This is a genomic window from Micromonospora sp. NPDC005707 (assembly GCF_040631005.1).
Lineage (GTDB): Bacteria > Actinomycetota > Actinomycetes > Mycobacteriales > Micromonosporaceae > Micromonospora.
Genome location: NZ_JBEXYR010000002.1, coordinates 172371 through 187248, shown reverse-complemented (window position 1 = coordinate 187248; position 14878 = coordinate 172371). Strand labels below are relative to the sequence as shown.

At 74.1% G+C, this 14878-nt stretch carries 13 protein-coding genes; 9 read left to right on the top strand and 4 right to left on the bottom strand.

What is annotated here, in order from left to right; translation table 11 throughout:
• Position 1 precedes the first annotated feature (1 nt).
• Together ABZ452_RS03400 and ABZ452_RS03395 are read left to right on the top strand one after the other, a co-directional pair.
• Positions 2–988 carry an ABC transporter permease gene (locus ABZ452_RS03400; protein WP_357938485.1) on the top strand — a complete coding sequence of 329 codons (987 nt, stop codon included), beginning with the start codon at positions 2–4 and terminating at the stop codon, positions 986–988.
• A 93-nt stretch (positions 989–1081) separates the two neighbouring features.
• Complete coding sequence (locus ABZ452_RS03395) at positions 1082–2827, top strand: ABC transporter substrate-binding protein (RefSeq protein WP_357938483.1); 1746 nt, start codon at positions 1082–1084, stop codon at positions 2825–2827.
• Positions 2828–2879: 52 nt separating this feature from the next.
• Here the strand turns inward: ABZ452_RS03395 and ABZ452_RS03390 are convergent, their stop codons facing one another.
• Positions 2880–5024, bottom strand: coding sequence for a prolyl oligopeptidase family serine peptidase (locus ABZ452_RS03390; RefSeq protein WP_357938481.1), 2145 nt, complete (start codon positions 5022–5024; stop codon positions 2880–2882).
• Between the two features lie 87 nt (positions 5025–5111).
• On the opposite strand from ABZ452_RS03390, the gene mshB reads away from it, so the two are divergent.
• The 3 genes from mshB (at position 5112) to ABZ452_RS03375 (ending at position 7081) form a co-directional block, all read left to right on the top strand.
• A complete protein-coding gene (gene mshB, locus ABZ452_RS03385; RefSeq protein WP_357938479.1) occupies positions 5112–6038 on the top strand; it encodes an N-acetyl-1-D-myo-inositol-2-amino-2-deoxy-alpha-D-glucopyranoside deacetylase in 927 nt (308 codons plus the stop codon).
• A gap of 17 nt (positions 6039–6055) precedes the next feature.
• On the top strand, positions 6056–6529 hold the full coding sequence (locus ABZ452_RS03380) for a hypothetical protein (protein ID WP_357938477.1): 474 nt from the start codon (positions 6056–6058) through the stop codon (positions 6527–6529).
• An 87-nt stretch (positions 6530–6616) separates the two neighbouring features.
• Entirely contained in the window at positions 6617–7081 is a 465-nt protein-coding gene (locus ABZ452_RS03375) for a hypothetical protein (protein ID WP_357938475.1), read from the top strand.
• Positions 7082–7198: 117 nt separating this feature from the next.
• Here the strand turns inward: ABZ452_RS03375 and ABZ452_RS03370 are convergent, their stop codons facing one another.
• Complete coding sequence (locus ABZ452_RS03370) at positions 7199–8236, bottom strand: hypothetical protein (RefSeq protein WP_357938473.1); 1038 nt, start codon at positions 8234–8236, stop codon at positions 7199–7201.
• Positions 8237–8304: 68 nt separating this feature from the next.
• Positions 8305–9255 carry a GNAT family N-acetyltransferase gene (locus tag ABZ452_RS03365; protein WP_357938471.1) on the bottom strand — a complete coding sequence of 317 codons (951 nt, stop codon included), beginning with the start codon at positions 9253–9255 and terminating at the stop codon, positions 8305–8307.
• 78 nt (positions 9256–9333) lie between these two features.
• Here ABZ452_RS03365 and fdxA point away from each other — a divergent pair, with 78 nt between their 5' ends.
• A complete protein-coding gene (fdxA, locus tag ABZ452_RS03360) occupies positions 9334–9660 on the top strand; it encodes a ferredoxin (protein ID WP_007464872.1) in 327 nt (108 codons plus the stop codon).
• Positions 9657–10766: a succinyldiaminopimelate transaminase gene (gene dapC / locus ABZ452_RS03355; RefSeq protein WP_357939080.1), complete on the top strand. Its 1110-nt coding sequence runs from the start codon at positions 9657–9659 to the stop codon at positions 10764–10766. Before fdxA ends, dapC begins: the two co-directional genes overlap by 4 nt.
• 51 nt (positions 10767–10817) lie before the next feature.
• On the opposite strand, the gene ABZ452_RS03350 is transcribed toward dapC, so the two are convergent.
• Positions 10818–12659, bottom strand: coding sequence for a M48 family metallopeptidase (locus tag ABZ452_RS03350; RefSeq protein WP_357938469.1), 1842 nt, complete (start codon positions 12657–12659; stop codon positions 10818–10820).
• 147 nt (positions 12660–12806) lie between these two features.
• Between ABZ452_RS03350 and ABZ452_RS03345 the strand changes: the two genes are divergently transcribed.
• On the top strand, positions 12807–13775 hold the full coding sequence (locus ABZ452_RS03345) for a DUF4034 domain-containing protein (RefSeq protein WP_357938467.1): 969 nt from the start codon (positions 12807–12809) through the stop codon (positions 13773–13775).
• A gap of 77 nt (positions 13776–13852) precedes the next feature.
• A complete protein-coding gene (locus ABZ452_RS03340) occupies positions 13853–14878 on the top strand; it encodes a prephenate dehydrogenase/arogenate dehydrogenase family protein (protein WP_357938465.1) in 1026 nt (341 codons plus the stop codon).

Sequence of the window (14878 nt, the reverse complement as noted above, 5' to 3'; positions counted from 1 at the left end):
CATGGTGCGGTTCCTGCTGAAGCGAGTGCTGCTTGCGGTCTCGGTGCTGCTCGCGGTGAGCATCGTCAGCTTCCTCATGTTCTTCGCGCTGCCCCGCGATCCGGTGACCGGCATGTGCCCGAAGAACTGCAACGCCGAGCGCCTGGAGCGGGTGCGGACGGAGCTGGGGCTCAACGACCCGAAGCCGACGCAGTACGCCAACTACATGAAGGGCATCTTCGTCGGCCGCGACCTGGGCAGCGCGCAGGGCGGCAAGTGCGAGGCCCCCTGCCTCGGCTACTCCTACGTCAACAGCGAGGCGGTCACCGACACGTTCGCCCGGGTGCTGCCCGTGACGTTGAACATCGTGCTCCCCGCGGCGGTGCTCTGGCTCGCGCTCGGGGTGGGGCTCGGCATGATATCGGCGCTACGGCGGGGCTCGCTGCTCGACCGGGTCTCGATCGGGCTCACGCTGACCTTCGCCTCGTTGCAGCTCTACTTCGTCGGCGCCGTGCTGTTGCTGATCTTCGTGTACTCGTTGAAGATCTTGCCGACGCCGCGGTACGTGCCCTTCCTCGAGAACCCGGTGGAGTGGGCGCGCGGGCTGGTGCTGGCCTGGGTGACCCTGGCCCTGCTCTTCTCCGCCATCTACGCCCGGCTGTCCCGGGCGCAGATGCTGGAGACGCTCTCCGAGGACTTCGTCCGGACCGCCCGAGCCAAGGGCGTGGCGAAGCGGAAGGTCTACGGGCGGCACGCGCTGCGGGCGGCGATCACCCCGATCGTGACCATCGCCGGCATCGACGTGGGCGCGGCACTGGGCGGCACGGTCATCACCGAGACGACGTTCGGCATCCAGGGGCTGGGGCGTACCGCCGTGGAGGCGGTCCGCCAGGGCGACCTGCCGACCATCATGGCCACCGTGCTGATCTCCGCGCTCTTCGTGGTCGTCGCGAACATCGTGGTCGACCTGCTCTACGCGTACATCGATCCGCGGGTACGCCTCGGCTGACCTCGCGTTCGCCGTCTATTCGTTATCTGCTCGAAATTTACCGCGGATGAAAGCTGAGCGAAGCTTTCTTTCATCGGACCCGGAGGAGTGAGTATGCGAGCAAGACTCGCCACCGCCATGGGCGGTGCGATGGCACTGGTGGTCGCCCTCAGTGCATGCAGCAAGAACACCGGCGACAACGGCGACAAGGTGGACACCAACAAGCCCCGCAGCGGCGCCATCGCGACCGACCCCAAGGACTCGCTGGGTCCGGCGGCCGAGGTACCCGGCGCGGCCAAGGGCGGGACCTTCTACATCCTGCGCGAGAACAAGATCTCCCACCTGGACCCGCAGCGGGTCTACTCGTTCGCCGGCCTGATGGGGAGCCAGCTCTACGCCCGCTTCCTCACCACGTTCAAGGACGACGGCAAGGGCAACGTGACCCTGGTCGGCGACCTGGCGGAGACCCCCGGCAAGAACGTCAACAACGACTGCAAGGTCTGGGAATTCAAGATCAAGCAGGGCGTCAAGTTCGAGGACGGCCGTCCGATCACCTCCAAGGAGATCGCGTACGGGATCGCCCGCTCGTTCGACCCCGACCTGACCGGCGGCCCCACCTACCTGCAGGAGTGGCTGGCCGACAGCCCGCAGTACGACACCAAGTGGAACTTCAAGGCCAACAAGACCTCGCTGCCGCCGGGCCTGAGCACCCCGGACGCGCAGACGCTGCGCTTCGAGTTCAACAAGCCGCGCTGTGACCTGCCGTTCGCCGTGTCGCTGCCGGCCACCGCGCCGCTGCCGGCCGACAAGGACACCGGCGTCAACCTGGACAACCAGCCGTTCTCGTCCGGGCCCTACAAGTTCACGAAGATCCAGCCCGGCGTGGAGATGGTGCTGGAGCGCAACCCGAACTGGGACCCGGCCACGGACCCGGTGCGGCACGCGTACCCGGACAAGTTCATCTGGTCGCTCGGCTCGGACCAGGCCACCCAGACCAACCGGGTCCTCGCCGGCACCGGCAACGACTCGGCGGCGGTGGCCACCGGCGGCGTGCCGTCCGAGCTGATCGCGAAGGTCACCGGCGACGCCAAGCTCAAGGAGCGGATGATCGTCGCCGCCACGCCGAACGCCTACCGGCTGAGCATCAACACGACGCGCGTCACCGACCTGGCCGTGCGGCAGGCGATCAACTACGCGATCGACCGCAGCAGCATCACCAAGAACCTCGGCGGACCGTACGGCGCCGTGCCGCTCACCACCCTGCTGCCGCCCACCACGCTCGGCTACAAGCAGTTCGACGCGTACCCGGCCGGCGAGAGCGGCAACCCGGCGAAGGCCAAGGAGCTGCTCGCCGGCAAGTCGGCGAACCTGGTGCTCGGCACCGGCGACGAGACCTGGCAGCAGGAGACCGCCACCCAGGTCAAGGCCGCCCTGGAGAAGGCCGGCTTCACCGTCACCATCAAGCCGATCCCCGCGGACGGCTACCTCGACTTCGTGAAGAAGAAGAGCAACCCGTGGGACCTCTGGGTCGACTCGTGGGCCGCCGACTGGCCCAGCGGCGCCGCGATCCTGCCGGTGCTCTTCGACGGCCGCGCCATCAAGGACGAGGGCAGCAACAACACCTCCCAGCTGAACAGCGCCGCCATCAACGCCGAGTTCGACCGGGTGCTCGCGGAGGACCCGGCCAAGCAGGCCGAGGAGTGGAGCGCGCTGGACGAGAAGCTCATGAAGGAGTCGGCGCCGGCGGTGCCGCTCTACAACGAGGTCATCTCCATCGCGCACGGCGAGAAGGCCGGTGGTGTCTTCATCGGCAGCATCTTCGGCTGGCCCAGCTTCGTGGACGCCTACGTGAAGCAGTGACAGCCTGACCCCGCGGGGGCCCCGGTCCGATCCGGCCGGGGCCCTCGCGCGTTCACAGGTGGCGGCGGAGGAAGTCCAGCTCCAGCCGGAGCAGCCGCTCGGCCACCCCGCCGGCGGCCATGTGGCTCGCCCCGGTGAGCGGCAGCACCGCGTGCGGCCGGCCGGCGGCCAGCAGCGCCGCCGAGAGCCGCAGGGTGTGCGCGGCCAGCACGTTGTCGTCGACCAGGCCGTGCACCAGCAGCATGGGCCGGGCCTGCGCCGGGTCGCCGACCGGCTCGGCGGCCAGCTCGACCAGCGAGTGGTGGGCGTAGACGTCCATCCCGTCGTCCGGCATCCCCAGGTAGCGCTCGGTGTACGCGGTGTCGTACAGGGTCCAGTCGGTGACCGGGGCGCCGACGACCGCGCACCGGAACAGCTCCGGGTGACGCAGCACCGCCAGCCCGGCCAGCCAGCCGCCGAACGACCAGCCGCGCACCGCCACCCGTTCCAGGTCCAGGTCCGGGTGCTTCCCGGCGAGCGCGGTCAGCGCGTCCACCTGGTCGGTCAGGATCACGTCGGCCATCCGCCGGTGGATCGCCTTCTCGAAGGACGGGGCGATACCGGGGGTGCCCCGGTTGTCGATGGTCACCACGGCGAAGCCCTGCTCGGCCCACCACTGCCGTTCCAGCCAGGCCGCCCGCGCCGCGATCACCTCCTGGTGGCCCGGACCGCCGTAGATGTCGAGCAGCACCGGCAGCTTCGTGCCCTTCACGTGCTCGCCCGGGTAGAGCACCGCGCTCGGCAGCCGCCGGTCGGTCACCCGGACCAGCGTCGGCCTCGGCGCGTACGGCGGGGTCGCGGCGCGTGAGGCCAGCTCGCCCACCTCGCGGTCGCCGTGCCAGACGCGCCAGCGGGTGCCCGGATGCTCCAGCGAGGCCACCCCCACGGCCAGGGTGCCGCCACCGATCGCGGCCGTGTGCCAGCCGGGATCGCTGCCCATCCGGCGGGCGTCCACCCCACCGCCGATCGCCGTGCGCACCCGGTAGAGGTGGCGCTGGCTCGGCTCGCCCTCGCTCGCCTCGACCAGCAGGTCCGCCGCCGAGTTCGCCCCGGCCGGCAGCCGGCCCACCACCCGCCGCACGTAGAGCGAGGGCGGGGTGAGCAGGGTGCCGTCGGCGAACAGGCAGCGGGCGTCGTACCCGTCGTGGGCCAGCTCGCCGCCGACCAGCACCCGCCCGTCGGGCAGGTGCGCCGGGGTGCCCGGGATCGGCTCCACCCAGCGCGGGTCGGCCAGCTCCGCGTGCACCTGCGTCTCCCCGGTGCGCGGGTCGACCGCCAGCACCAGGCCGTGCTGCTGCGACCGGCGCAGCACGGTGATCAGCGGGCCGCCGTCCGCCCAGTCCACCGACGTCAGGTACGGGTAGGTCTCCCGGTCCCAGTGCACGTCGACCCAGCCGCCGTCGAGGTCCAGCAGGTGCAGGCTGACCTCCGCGTTCGGCCCGCCCGCCCGGGGGTACGCCACGGACGTCGGCGGGCTCGCCGGGTCGGCCGGGTCGTGCAGGTGCCAGCGGTCCAGCCGGGACTCGTCCACCCGGGCGGCCAGCACCGAGCGCCCGTCCGGGGACCACCAGTAGCCGCGGAACCGGTCGAACTCCTCCGCCGCGATGTGCTCGGCCAGCCCCCAGGTCACCCCGCTGTCCTCGCCGGCCAGCAGGTTGTCGGCGCCGTCCGGCTCGACCACCCGCAACTGGCCCCGGCGCACCCCCTCGGCGGCGTCGGTGACGTAGGCCAGCCGCTCGCCGGTGGGATCGGGACGCGGGTCGATCACCGGGCCGACGGCGGCCACCTCGACCACGTCGCCGTGCACCAGGTCCGCGCGGAACAGCCGGCCGGCCAGCGCGAACGCGGCCACCCGGCCGGCGGCGTCCAGGGCGTACGACCCGATGCCGGCGGCGCTGAGCCGCAGCCGCTCGCGCAGCGCCCGCTCGCCCGGCGCCAGCGCGGCGGGTTCGCCGTCCGCGCCGAGCAGCACCGCCGGGTCGGCGACGAGGTGCTCCTCGCCGGAGGCGACGTCGAGCAGCCAGAGCGCGTCGGCCGGGTCCTCCGGTCCCGACGAGCGCAGGAAGATGACCCGGGAGCCGTCGTCGGCGACGGAGACGGAGCGCGGCGCCCCGTGGCTGAACCGACGGGTGCGGGCGGCCAGCTCGGGAAAGTCCACGCCTGTAGAGAGTAGGCGCGGGCCGGGCGTGATGTGGCCGACCTGGGCGGACGCGTAAGCATCGGGCGGGCAGGACCGCCGGTTAGAGTGACGGGCGTGACGACGCTGCCCGACCGACGCCTGCTGCTGGTCCACGCGCACCCCGACGACGAGTCCATCGGCACCGGCGCGACCATGGCGCACTACGCCGCCGACGGCGTCCACGTCACCCTGGTGACCTGCACGCTGGGCGAGGAGGGCGAGATCCACGTGCCGGCGCTGACCCAGCTCGGCGCGGCCGAGGCCGACCAGCTCGGCGGGTACCGGATCGGCGAGCTGTCGGCCGCCTGCGCGGCGCTCGGCGTCACCGACCACCGCTTCCTCGGCGGCGCGGGCCGCTACCGCGACTCCGGGATGATGGGGCTGGCCACCAACGAGCACCCCCGCGCGTTCTGGCAGGCCGACCTCGACGAGGCCGCCGGGCACCTCCTGGCGGTCATCCGCGAGGTCCGCCCGCAGGTGATGATCACGTACGACCCGAACGGCTTCTACGGCCATCCCGACCACATCCAGGCGCACCGGGTCGCGATGCGCGGCGTGGAGCTGGCCGCCGCCGAGGGGATCGCCCCGGCCAAGGTCTACTGGACGGCCATGCCGCGCGGCGTGCTGGAGGCCGGCCTGGACGCGTTCACCGAGTCGTCGGACAACCCGTTCGCCGGCATCGACAGCATCGACGAGCTGCCCTTCGGCACCCCCGACGAGGGGATCGCCGCGCGCATCGACGCCACCGACCAGCACGCCGCCAAGGAGGCGGCCATGCGGGCGCACGCCACCCAGATCCCGGCCACGTCCTGGCTCTACTCGATCGCCGGCAACTTCGGCGCCGAGTTCATGGGCGTCGAATACTTCACCCTCGCCGTCGGCGAGAAGGGGCCGGGCACCGGCCCGTACGGCTGGGAGGACGACCTGTTCGCCGGGTTGGCGCCGGACGCGCCGGACCGGTCACCGGTCACGGCGGCGGCCGGCCTCCGGTGACGCTGCCCGCCGTACCCATGTCGGTCGCCCCCGAGCAGGAGCCCGCCGCGCCGCCCGAGCCGTCGGGCCGCGCGGTCGACCTCGCGCTGCGCGTCGCCGGCGGGGTGGTGGCGGTCTGGGCCGGCGTGCTCGTCGCGGTGCTCGACCTGCTCTACGCCACCTGGGCCTGGGAGGTGGTCAAGGGCCGCCCCGGCGGCGCCGCCGAGGCCCTGGTCGGCACCGCGCTCGCGCTGGGCGGGATCGCCGCGGTCGTGGCGCTCACGATGCTGGTGAGCGGGTTCGCCCACCGGGCGGTGGGCGCCCGCTGGGCGGTGGCGCTGGCCGCCCTGCCCTGGTTCGTGGTGATCGTCGCGGGCGGCTTCCGCACGGTCGAGGGCGATCTCGCGCTCAGCGGCGACAACGTGCTCGGCCTCGGGTTGATCGTCACCGGCGCCGTCACCTTCGCGGTGCTGGGCTTCCGGCAACTCGTGGTGCCGCCGGCCGTCCGCTGAGGGTGCAGACGCCGCCCAGGTTGCGGTGGTAAGTATTCCTGCCAGGAGCCCACCCGCGGGGGCGGGCGGTACGGCGGGAGGCGTGCGATGTTTCAGCGGTGGCGTGCGGTCGGCGTGCTGGTGGCCGCGCTGTTCGTGGTGAACGTGGTGGCCCGGTTGGTCATCAGGTTCGCCTACCCGGACGACGACACCGCCGCGGGCCGGGTCTCGCTGGTGATGTTCCTGGTCATCGGGCTGATCCTGGCCGGCACGGCGTTCCGTTGGGGCGCGGACCGGCCGGCCGCCCACTGGACCGGCGACCTGGCCGTCGCGCTGGTCGCGGCGCTGGCGCTGACCGTCTTCGTGGGCCCGCTGCTGGTGGGCGAGAACCCGTTCGAGGGGGGCGCCGGGCTCTTCTTCGCCCAGATCTGGCTCTACCTTGCGGCCACCCTGGCCGGCGTGCTGGTCGGCTACCTGATCCTCACGGCGCTGGGCCGCGACCACCGCTCCCGGCAGCTCAAGCGGTACGCCGAGCTGAAGGCGGCGAAGCCCCGCAAGATCGTCCGTCGCTGAGGCGGCTCGCGACCCCGCGGCGTGCCGGCGGCGGGTGACCCCGCCCGGGCGCTGTCCCCCGGGGAACGGCGCCCGGGCGGGACCGGCCCCGCTCGCGGTGGGCGCGGCCCTTCGCGGTCAGTCCCGGCCGGCCGGCTGCCCGGTGGCGGGCAGGGGCGGCGTGTCGACCGACTCGGCGCCTCCGCTGATCCTGGTGCCCTCCGGGCTGACCACCTCGTCCACCGCGTCCACCTGCGGTGGCACCATGGCGGCCACCACCCGGTCCGCCCGGTCGATGGTCAGCGTCCGGCCCGCGCGGGACTCGTCGGCGACCCGGACGGGCTGCGGGCCGCCGGCCTCCCCGGCACCGATGTGGGCGCCGGAGCGCTGCCGCGGGACCGTGCCGCCCGTGTTCCCGTCCGTCCGAGCCGGCGCCGCCGGCAGGGCGGGCAGCTCGGTCGACTCCGTGCCCGGCGCCTCCAGCTCCGCGGCCCGGCGCTCGACCTCCTCGACCTCCGGGGCCTGCGGTGCGACGTCGGCCAGCTCCGCGGCCTGTCGTTCCAGTTCCGCCAGGTCCGTCGCCGCGGGCTGCCGCCCGGTTGCCGATCGCGAGCCGGCGGGCCGGCCACGGCCGGAGCCGGAGCCCTTCGTGTCGTCGCGCAGCGCGCGGATCAGGGCGTCGACCAGTTCGGGCTTGCGCATGCCGGCCGTGCCGGTGACGCCGCGCCGGCGGAGGCGGTCGCGGAGCTGGTCGACCTTGAGGCGGGCGATCTCGCTCTCGTTGACCTCGGGGGTGTCCGGGGTCTGGTTGCCGGGCTGCTCGGCACCCTTGCCCCGACCGCGGGGCGCGGAACCCGCGCCGGAGCGGCCGCCCGTGCCGCGTCGACCGGGTCCGGAGGTGGACGAGGCCCGGTCGCGCCCGGAACCCGAGCCACCGCGTGAACGGGTGGTCTTCCGGCCCTCGCGCAGGGCCTGGATGAGCGCGTCGACCAGTTCGGGCTTGCGCATGTCCGCCGTGCCGGTGACGCCGCGCCGGCGGAGGCGGTCGCGGAGCTGGTCGACCCTCAGGCGGGCGATCTCGCTCTCGTTGATGTCGGGGGTGTTCGGCGTCTGGTTGCCGGGCTGGTTCTTCGTCGCCGCGCCGCTGCCGCGCCGCGCCGTGTGCTGCTTGGCCATCGAGCAGGTCCTTCCTCACCGGGGTACGAATGTCTCCGTACCCCGGACGACCTGCCGGAATCCTCCGATCAGGCCGGGGCCACCCGGGTCAGGTAGGTGTGGTGGGTGGTGAAGCCGAGCCGCTGGTAGAGGGCCACCGCGGGGGCGTTGCGCTGCTCCACCTGGAGGAAGGCGTGCGTGGCGCCCTCCGCCCGGCCCCAGTCGGCCAGTGCCCGGACGACCGCGCCGGCGAACCCGCGCCGGCGGGCCTCCGGCAGCACCTCGATGAGCGTGAGCCCGAGCCGGCGCCCCTCACCGGTGACCGTGCCCCGGCCCACCGCGAGCAGCTGTCCGTCGACGTGCAGGTGGGCGAAGCGGATCCGGTCCACGGCGGTGAGCACGTGCCGGGCCGCGTCCGGCAGCCCGCCCTTGCGGCCGGCGGCCACCGCCAGCCACTCCGTCGAGGGCGTCGGCGAGAGGCCGACCGGGGGCAGGTCGGGGCCACCCGTCGGCAGCGCGGTGAGCGGCGCGGTCTGCACCAGCACCGGTGGCCGGGCGGTCCAGCCGCGCGCGTCCAGCTCGGCGCCGACCGGCGCGGCCAGCGGCAGCGGGGTGTTCACCATGGCGGGTTGGCCGCGTTCGGCGTACCAGCGCTCCACGGCGTCGAGCGCGGCGGGCAGCGGGCGGTCCGGGTCGCCGACCGGCAGGGCGCTGTTCGCCCGGCCGGTCCAGCCGTCGGCGCTGCGCAGCAGCCAGTCGCCGAGCCGCTCGCGTACCGGGGCGGGCCACGCCTCGTCGGCGGCCAGCTCCAGCGCGACCACGGCGGCGGCCGTCGGCCGGCGGGCCGGCGGCACCCGCTTCGCGCGGTGCACCTCGTCCACCGGCACCCGCAGCCGGCCCCGGTCGGTGGACAGAGTGATGTGTGTCTCGCTCAACTCGACCAGCTCACCGAGCGCGTCGGAGAAGAGCGGCCGGCCTTCGCGAATCCCCACAATCCGCCGGACCACGATCCGGTGTCCCACGTCCTGCTGTCGGAGCACGATCGACCCCCTCCCCGGCGAGATACTAGGCTCATACCGTCGCGGATGATCGCGACGAGTCTTGCGGAGGAGAGACCGGTGACCTACATCATCGCCGAGCCGTGCGTGGATGTGCTCGACAAGGCATGCATCGAGGAGTGCCCGGTCGACTGCATCTACGAGGGCAATCGGATGCTCTACATCCACCCCGACGAGTGCGTCGACTGTGGTGCCTGTGAGCCGGTCTGCCCGGTCGAAGCGATCTTCTACGAGGACGACGTCCCGGAGCAGTGGAAGGACTACACCGGGGCGAACTACGAGTTCTTCGAGGACCTGGGCTCGCCGGGCGGCGCCTCCAAGATCGGCAAGGTCGAGAAGGACGCGACCTTCGTGGCCGCGCAGCCGCCGCGCGGAGAGGGCCACTGAACCGGCGCGCGCCGGTCTCGTCGCGGCTGCCCGAGTTCACCTGGGACACCCTGGACGCCGCGGGCGCGACGGCCGCGGCGCACCCGGACGGTCTCATCAACCTCTCGATGGGCACGCCGGTCGACCCGGTGCCGGCGCTGATCCGGCAGGCGCTCGCCGACGCGTCGGACGCGCCGGGCTACCCGCTCACCGCGGGCACACCCGCGCTGCGGGCCGCCATCGCGGCCTGGGTGGCCCGCGCCTGCGGGGCGGGCGTCGACGGGCTCGGGGTGCTGCCCACGATCGGCTCCAAGGAACTGGTCGCCTGGCTGCCCACCCTGCTCGGCATCGGCCCCGGTGACGTGGTCGTGGTGCCGTCCATCGCCTACCCGACGTACGAGGACGGGGCCCGGCTGGCCGGCGCCACCACGGTGCGCACCGACTCGCTGACCGCCCTCGGCCCCGACCCGCGGGTCCGGCTCGTGTGGGTGAACTCGCCCGGCAACCCGACCGGGCGGGTGCTGCCCGCCGGCCACCTGCGCAAGGTGGTCGACTGGGCGCGGGAGCGCGGCGCGGTGGTCGCCAGCGACGAGTGCTACCTGCCGCTGGGCTGGGACGCCGAGCCCGTCTCGGTCCTCTCGCCCGAGGTCTGCGGCGGGTCGTACGAGGGTGTGCTGGCGGTGCACTCCCTCTCCAAGCGCTCCAACCTGGCCGGCTACCGGGCCGGTTTTGTGGCCGGTGACCCGGCGCTGGTGGCGGAGCTGCTCAAGGTCCGCAAGCACGCCGGCATGATCGTGCCCGCCCCGGTGCAGGCGGCCATGGTGGCGGCGCTGGGCGACCAGGCGCACGCCGACGCGCAGCGGGAGCGCTACCGGGCCCGGCGGGAGAAGCTCCACGCCGCGTTCACCGGCGCCGGCTTCACCGTCGAGCACTCCGAGGCGGGGCTCTACCTCTGGATGACCCGGGACGAGGACTGCTGGGACACCGTCGACTGGCTGGCCCGGCGGGGCATCCTGGTCGCCGCCGGGGTCTTCTACGGCCCGGCCGGCGCCCGGCACGTCCGGGCGGCGCTCACCGAGTCCGACGAGCACGTCGACGCGGTCGCCGCCCGGCTCGCCGAAGTCTGATCACCCGCGCCGCGCCGGCCGTCCCGAGAAGGGCCGGCCGGCGCGACCGTGTCAGTCGTTGATCTGCTCGAACACCCGCAGCAGCGTGTCCCGGCTGTGCTTCTCCAGGAACTCGCTGGCCATCAGCTCCTGCACCTGCACGCTCCGGCCGTCGTGAAGGGTGATGACCGCCTTCAGCGGCACCCGCTTGGTCACCTCGACCGAGCGGATCTCCTCGTACGGCAGGAACGGGTTCCGGCTGGCCACCTCGGCGACCGGCGCCGCGCTCAGCACCTCCTTGAGCCGCTTCTCACCCTCGTGCGCCTTGCCCGGGTCGGGGACCAGGACCAGACCGTTGTCCAGCACGTACACGTCGTGCTCCCGGCCGTCGATCTTGATGTTCGCGAGCGCGGCGATCAGGTCGGCGTTCCGCGCCGAGGCCCGGGCCTGGAGCACCGTCGACTGCCGCACGTCGACGCCCAGCTCCGCCAGCCGGGCGAGCGCTTCGTCCAGGGTCTCCGGGGCGACCGCCAGCTTGGCGATCTCGGCCAGGTCCCACGGCTCGCCGGAGCGACCGACCAGCCGGGCGGGTTCGGACCAGGAGAGCTGCCAGTACGCCCGACCCGAGCGGACCGCCGCGTTGTCGAGCAGCGTCTCCATCGGGCCGGCGAAGGCGGCCGCCGCCTCCCGGCGGGTGGCGTTGGTGAAGAACTGCTCGGCGAACTCACCGAGCCGGCCGGCGCGGACCAGCTCCAGGACAGTGGGCAGGCCCGGCTCCGGCGTGCCGGTGAACCGGCCGGCCGCGCGGTAGATCCGGTCCGCCCGCTGCTGCACCCCGGCGGCGATCGACTCGGCGATGAACTCCGGCCAGGGCAGCAGGCGGCGGGAGCCGTGCGCGACGATCAGGCTCTGGAGCGCCCGGCCGGCGCCCACCACGTCGGCGAGCAGGGTCCAGGCCGGCCGGTCGTCCGGCGTGACGTGCACCGGAGGGAGCTGGTCCATCGCGGCGACGCGTGCGCCGATCGGCGGGTGGGTGTCCCAGCGGGACGCCGGCCCCTCCGGGGCGTTCTCCCGCAGCTCGTCGATCTCGTTCCGACGCGCCTGCAGGAGATGGCCGAAGCCGCCGAAGAAGTCGTCCGGCGCCAGCCCGACCGACCAGCCCGGGTCGACGTACCGGGTCTCGTAGAAGCGCCAGGCCGCGTCGAGTGCGGGCAGGGTCCGGAGCGCCGAGGCCGCGGCCTGGTGCCCGGCGATCTGCACCGAGGCGCGGTCCGCCTCCAGTTCCTGGCGGCGGGACGCGGCGTTGTCGACCAGCAGGTAGAGCTTCGCGTACTGCTTGAAGACCCAGCCGATCGGGTTGCGCGGGCTGATCCGCTCGATGGTCTCGCCGATGGCCAGCCGGCCCCGGTAGGCGACGCCGCCCAGCCGGGTGTGCTGGCCGGAGTAGTGGCCCAGCTCGTGCGCCAGCACCGAGCGGAGCTGGTCGATCCGCATGGCCTGGAGCAGCGGCAGTCCGACGTAGAGGGTCCGCCGGCCGCCGATCAGGCCGAGCAGGCGGCTCTGCTCGCCGACCGCCGCGTTCACCTCGGGCACCAGGCGGATCTCGTCGGGCGCGCGGGTGCCGACCGCGGTGGCCAGCTCCCGCACCGTGGCCCAGAGCCACGGCGCCGCCCGATCGTCCAGGATCAGCCCGGGCGCCGGCTCGTTCTTCGTACGGATCGCCTTCCACAGCCCCACCCCGACGGCGCCGAGGGCGACGACCAGCGGCAGCAGCAGCTTGCCGGTGATCACGCCGCTGGTGTGGCTGAACAGCCAGACGCCGAGCGCGGCCACGGCGGCGAGCTGGAGCAGCGCGACGACGTAGAAACCGATCAACATGGCCACCGAGGCGAGCGCCCGGTACGTGGCGGACATGTGCTTCCTTTCCCCCGTTGAGACCGGCCCGTCCGGTCGGGCCGCCGGGGGACCGTACGACGCGAGCGCGACTCGGACAACCCCCTTCCGTGCCCATCCGGCCCGCCCCTACGATCTGCGTCGACGCGCACGGGGGAGGACGAGGACATGTGGCCGTTCCGGCGGAGGACGAAGCAGCAGAGTGGACCGGCGCTGCCGGTCGACCCGGCGATGGGTGACCCGGCCGCCCGGGTGCTCTCCGAGGCACTGGCCCGGCGGGACTGGCGGGCCGCCCGGGACGTGCTGGTCACCGTGACCGACCCCGACCACCAGGCGTTCTGCCTCTCCGCCGCCGGCCGGGTGCCGGGCGTGCAGGAGTGGATCGGTGAGTGGGCCGACGCCGAGCCGCGCAGCACCCTCCCGTTGCTGGTCCGGGGCACCCACGCCGTGAACTGGGCGTGGGAGGCCCGGGGCGGCGCGTCCTCCTCCCTGACCAGCCAGGAGCAGTTCCGCGAGTTCCGCAAGCGGCTGACGTTCGCCGAGAACCTGCTCGACGAGGTGGCCGCGCGGGATCCGGACGACACCACGGCGCGGGCCTTCCTGGTCACCTCGGCGCGGGGCCGCCAGGTGGACCGGGACGAGGCGGCGCGGCGCTTCGCCGAGGTGGTCGCCCGGCACCCCTGGCACCGGCTGGCGCACGTCCAGATGCTGCAGTACCGGTGCGCCAAGTGGTTCGGCAGCGACGAGGAGATGTTCGAGTTCGCGCGGTCGGCGGCGGCGAAGGCGCCCGCGGCCAGCGGCCTGGCCCACCTGGTCGCGGCGGCCCACCTGGAGATGTGGCTGAAGCTGCCGTCCGGCGAGGACGACGCCCACCTCCGCGACCCGGAGGTGCTCGCCGAGCTGCGCGCCGCGGCCGACCATTCGGTGCGCCACCCGGAGCACGGCCGCTACCCGGGCTGGCCGCAGCCGCACAACAACTTCGCCATGTGCTTCGCCGTGGGCGGCGACCACGCCGCCGCGGCGGAGCGCTTCCAGGCGCTCGGTGATCTGGTGACCGAGCTGCCGTGGACGTACTTCGGCGACCCGGGCACGGCGTTCGCCCGGTGGCGGCGGACGGTGACGGAACGCCAGGCCTGAGCCGCGGACGGTATCCTCGGCGGGACTTCCAGCGGGGCCGGGCCGGCCCTGCGACGACGGGACGCCGAGGTGGGCCGATGGTGGGCGGGGCCGGCGAGCAGGCGCGCGCGGCAGTGGTCGGCACCGGCCTGATCGGGGGGTCGGTGCTGCTCCGGCTGCGGGACGCCGGGTTCGACGTGGCCGGCTGGGACCCGGATCCGGCGATCCGGCGGCGGGTCGGGGAGCTGGGCGTCGCCGCGCCGGACACGGTCGAGGAGGCGGTCGCCGGCCGGGACGTGGTCTTCCTCTGCGGTCCGCTGCCCACCCTGCCCGCGACGGCGGCCCGGGTGGCCGCGGCCACCGACGACCGGTGCGTGCTCACCGACGTGGGCAGCACCAAGGCCGACGTGGCCACCGCCGCCGTCACGCAGGGGCTCGGGCACCGGTTCGTGCCCGGCCACCCGATGGCCGGCGCCGACCGGGCGGGCCTCGACGCGGCCACCCCGGCGCTGCTCGACGGCGCCGCCTGGGTGCTCTGCCCCGGGCCGACCGGGATGCCCGCGTTCCGGCGGCTCGCCGCGCTGCTCATCGACGTCTTCCACGCCCGGGTGGTGCCCATGTCGGCCCCGGAGCACGACGGCGCCGCCGCGCTCGCCTCCCACCTGCCCCACCTGCTCGCCGGCGCGCTGGCCGGCACGGTGCAGCGCTCGGCGCTGCGCGACGCGGTGCTCGCGCTCGCCGCCGGCAGCTTCTCCGACGGCACCCGCGTGGCCGGTGGGCCGCCCGAGCGGACCGCGAACATGCTGCTCGGCAACCGGGAGCGGGTGCTCGCCGAGCTGGACGCGGTCCGGGCCTACCTCGACGAGCTGGCCGAGGCCCTGCGGGCCGGCGACCCCGGAAAGCTGGCCGGCCGGCTCGCCGAGGGCCGCGCCGCCCGGGCCGCGTTGCGCGGCCGCGCGTTCACCGCCCACCAGCGCGAGTTCCCGGCCGCCGCCGACCACGCGGGGGAGCTGGCCTACCTGCGGGAGCTGGGCGCGGCCGGCGGTCACCTGACCGGCTGCCGGCCGGCGGGCGGCGCGGTCACCTACACGGCCCACCTTCCGGCAAACCCGCCACTAGGCTGA

Coding starts and splice junctions, on each gene's coding strand:
- ABZ452_RS03400 (WP_357938485.1), top strand. CDS start 2: ATGGTGCGGTTCCTGCTGAAGCGAGTGCTGCTTGCGGTCTCGGTGCTG.
- ABZ452_RS03395 (WP_357938483.1), top strand. CDS start 1,082: ATGCGAGCAAGACTCGCCACCGCCATGGGCGGTGCGATGGCACTGGTG.
- ABZ452_RS03370 (WP_357938473.1), bottom strand. CDS start 8,236: ATGGCCAAGCAGCACACGGCGCGGCGCGGCAGCGGCGCGGCGACGAAG.
- ABZ452_RS03350 (WP_357938469.1), bottom strand. CDS start 12,659: ATGTCCGCCACGTACCGGGCGCTCGCCTCGGTGGCCATGTTGATCGGT.
- ABZ452_RS03375 (WP_357938475.1), top strand. CDS start 6,617: ATGTTTCAGCGGTGGCGTGCGGTCGGCGTGCTGGTGGCCGCGCTGTTC.
- ABZ452_RS03345 (WP_357938467.1), top strand. CDS start 12,807: ATGTGGCCGTTCCGGCGGAGGACGAAGCAGCAGAGTGGACCGGCGCTG.
- ABZ452_RS03340 (WP_357938465.1), top strand. CDS start 13,853: ATGGTGGGCGGGGCCGGCGAGCAGGCGCGCGCGGCAGTGGTCGGCACC.
- ABZ452_RS03380 (WP_357938477.1), top strand. CDS start 6,056: ATGTCGGTCGCCCCCGAGCAGGAGCCCGCCGCGCCGCCCGAGCCGTCG.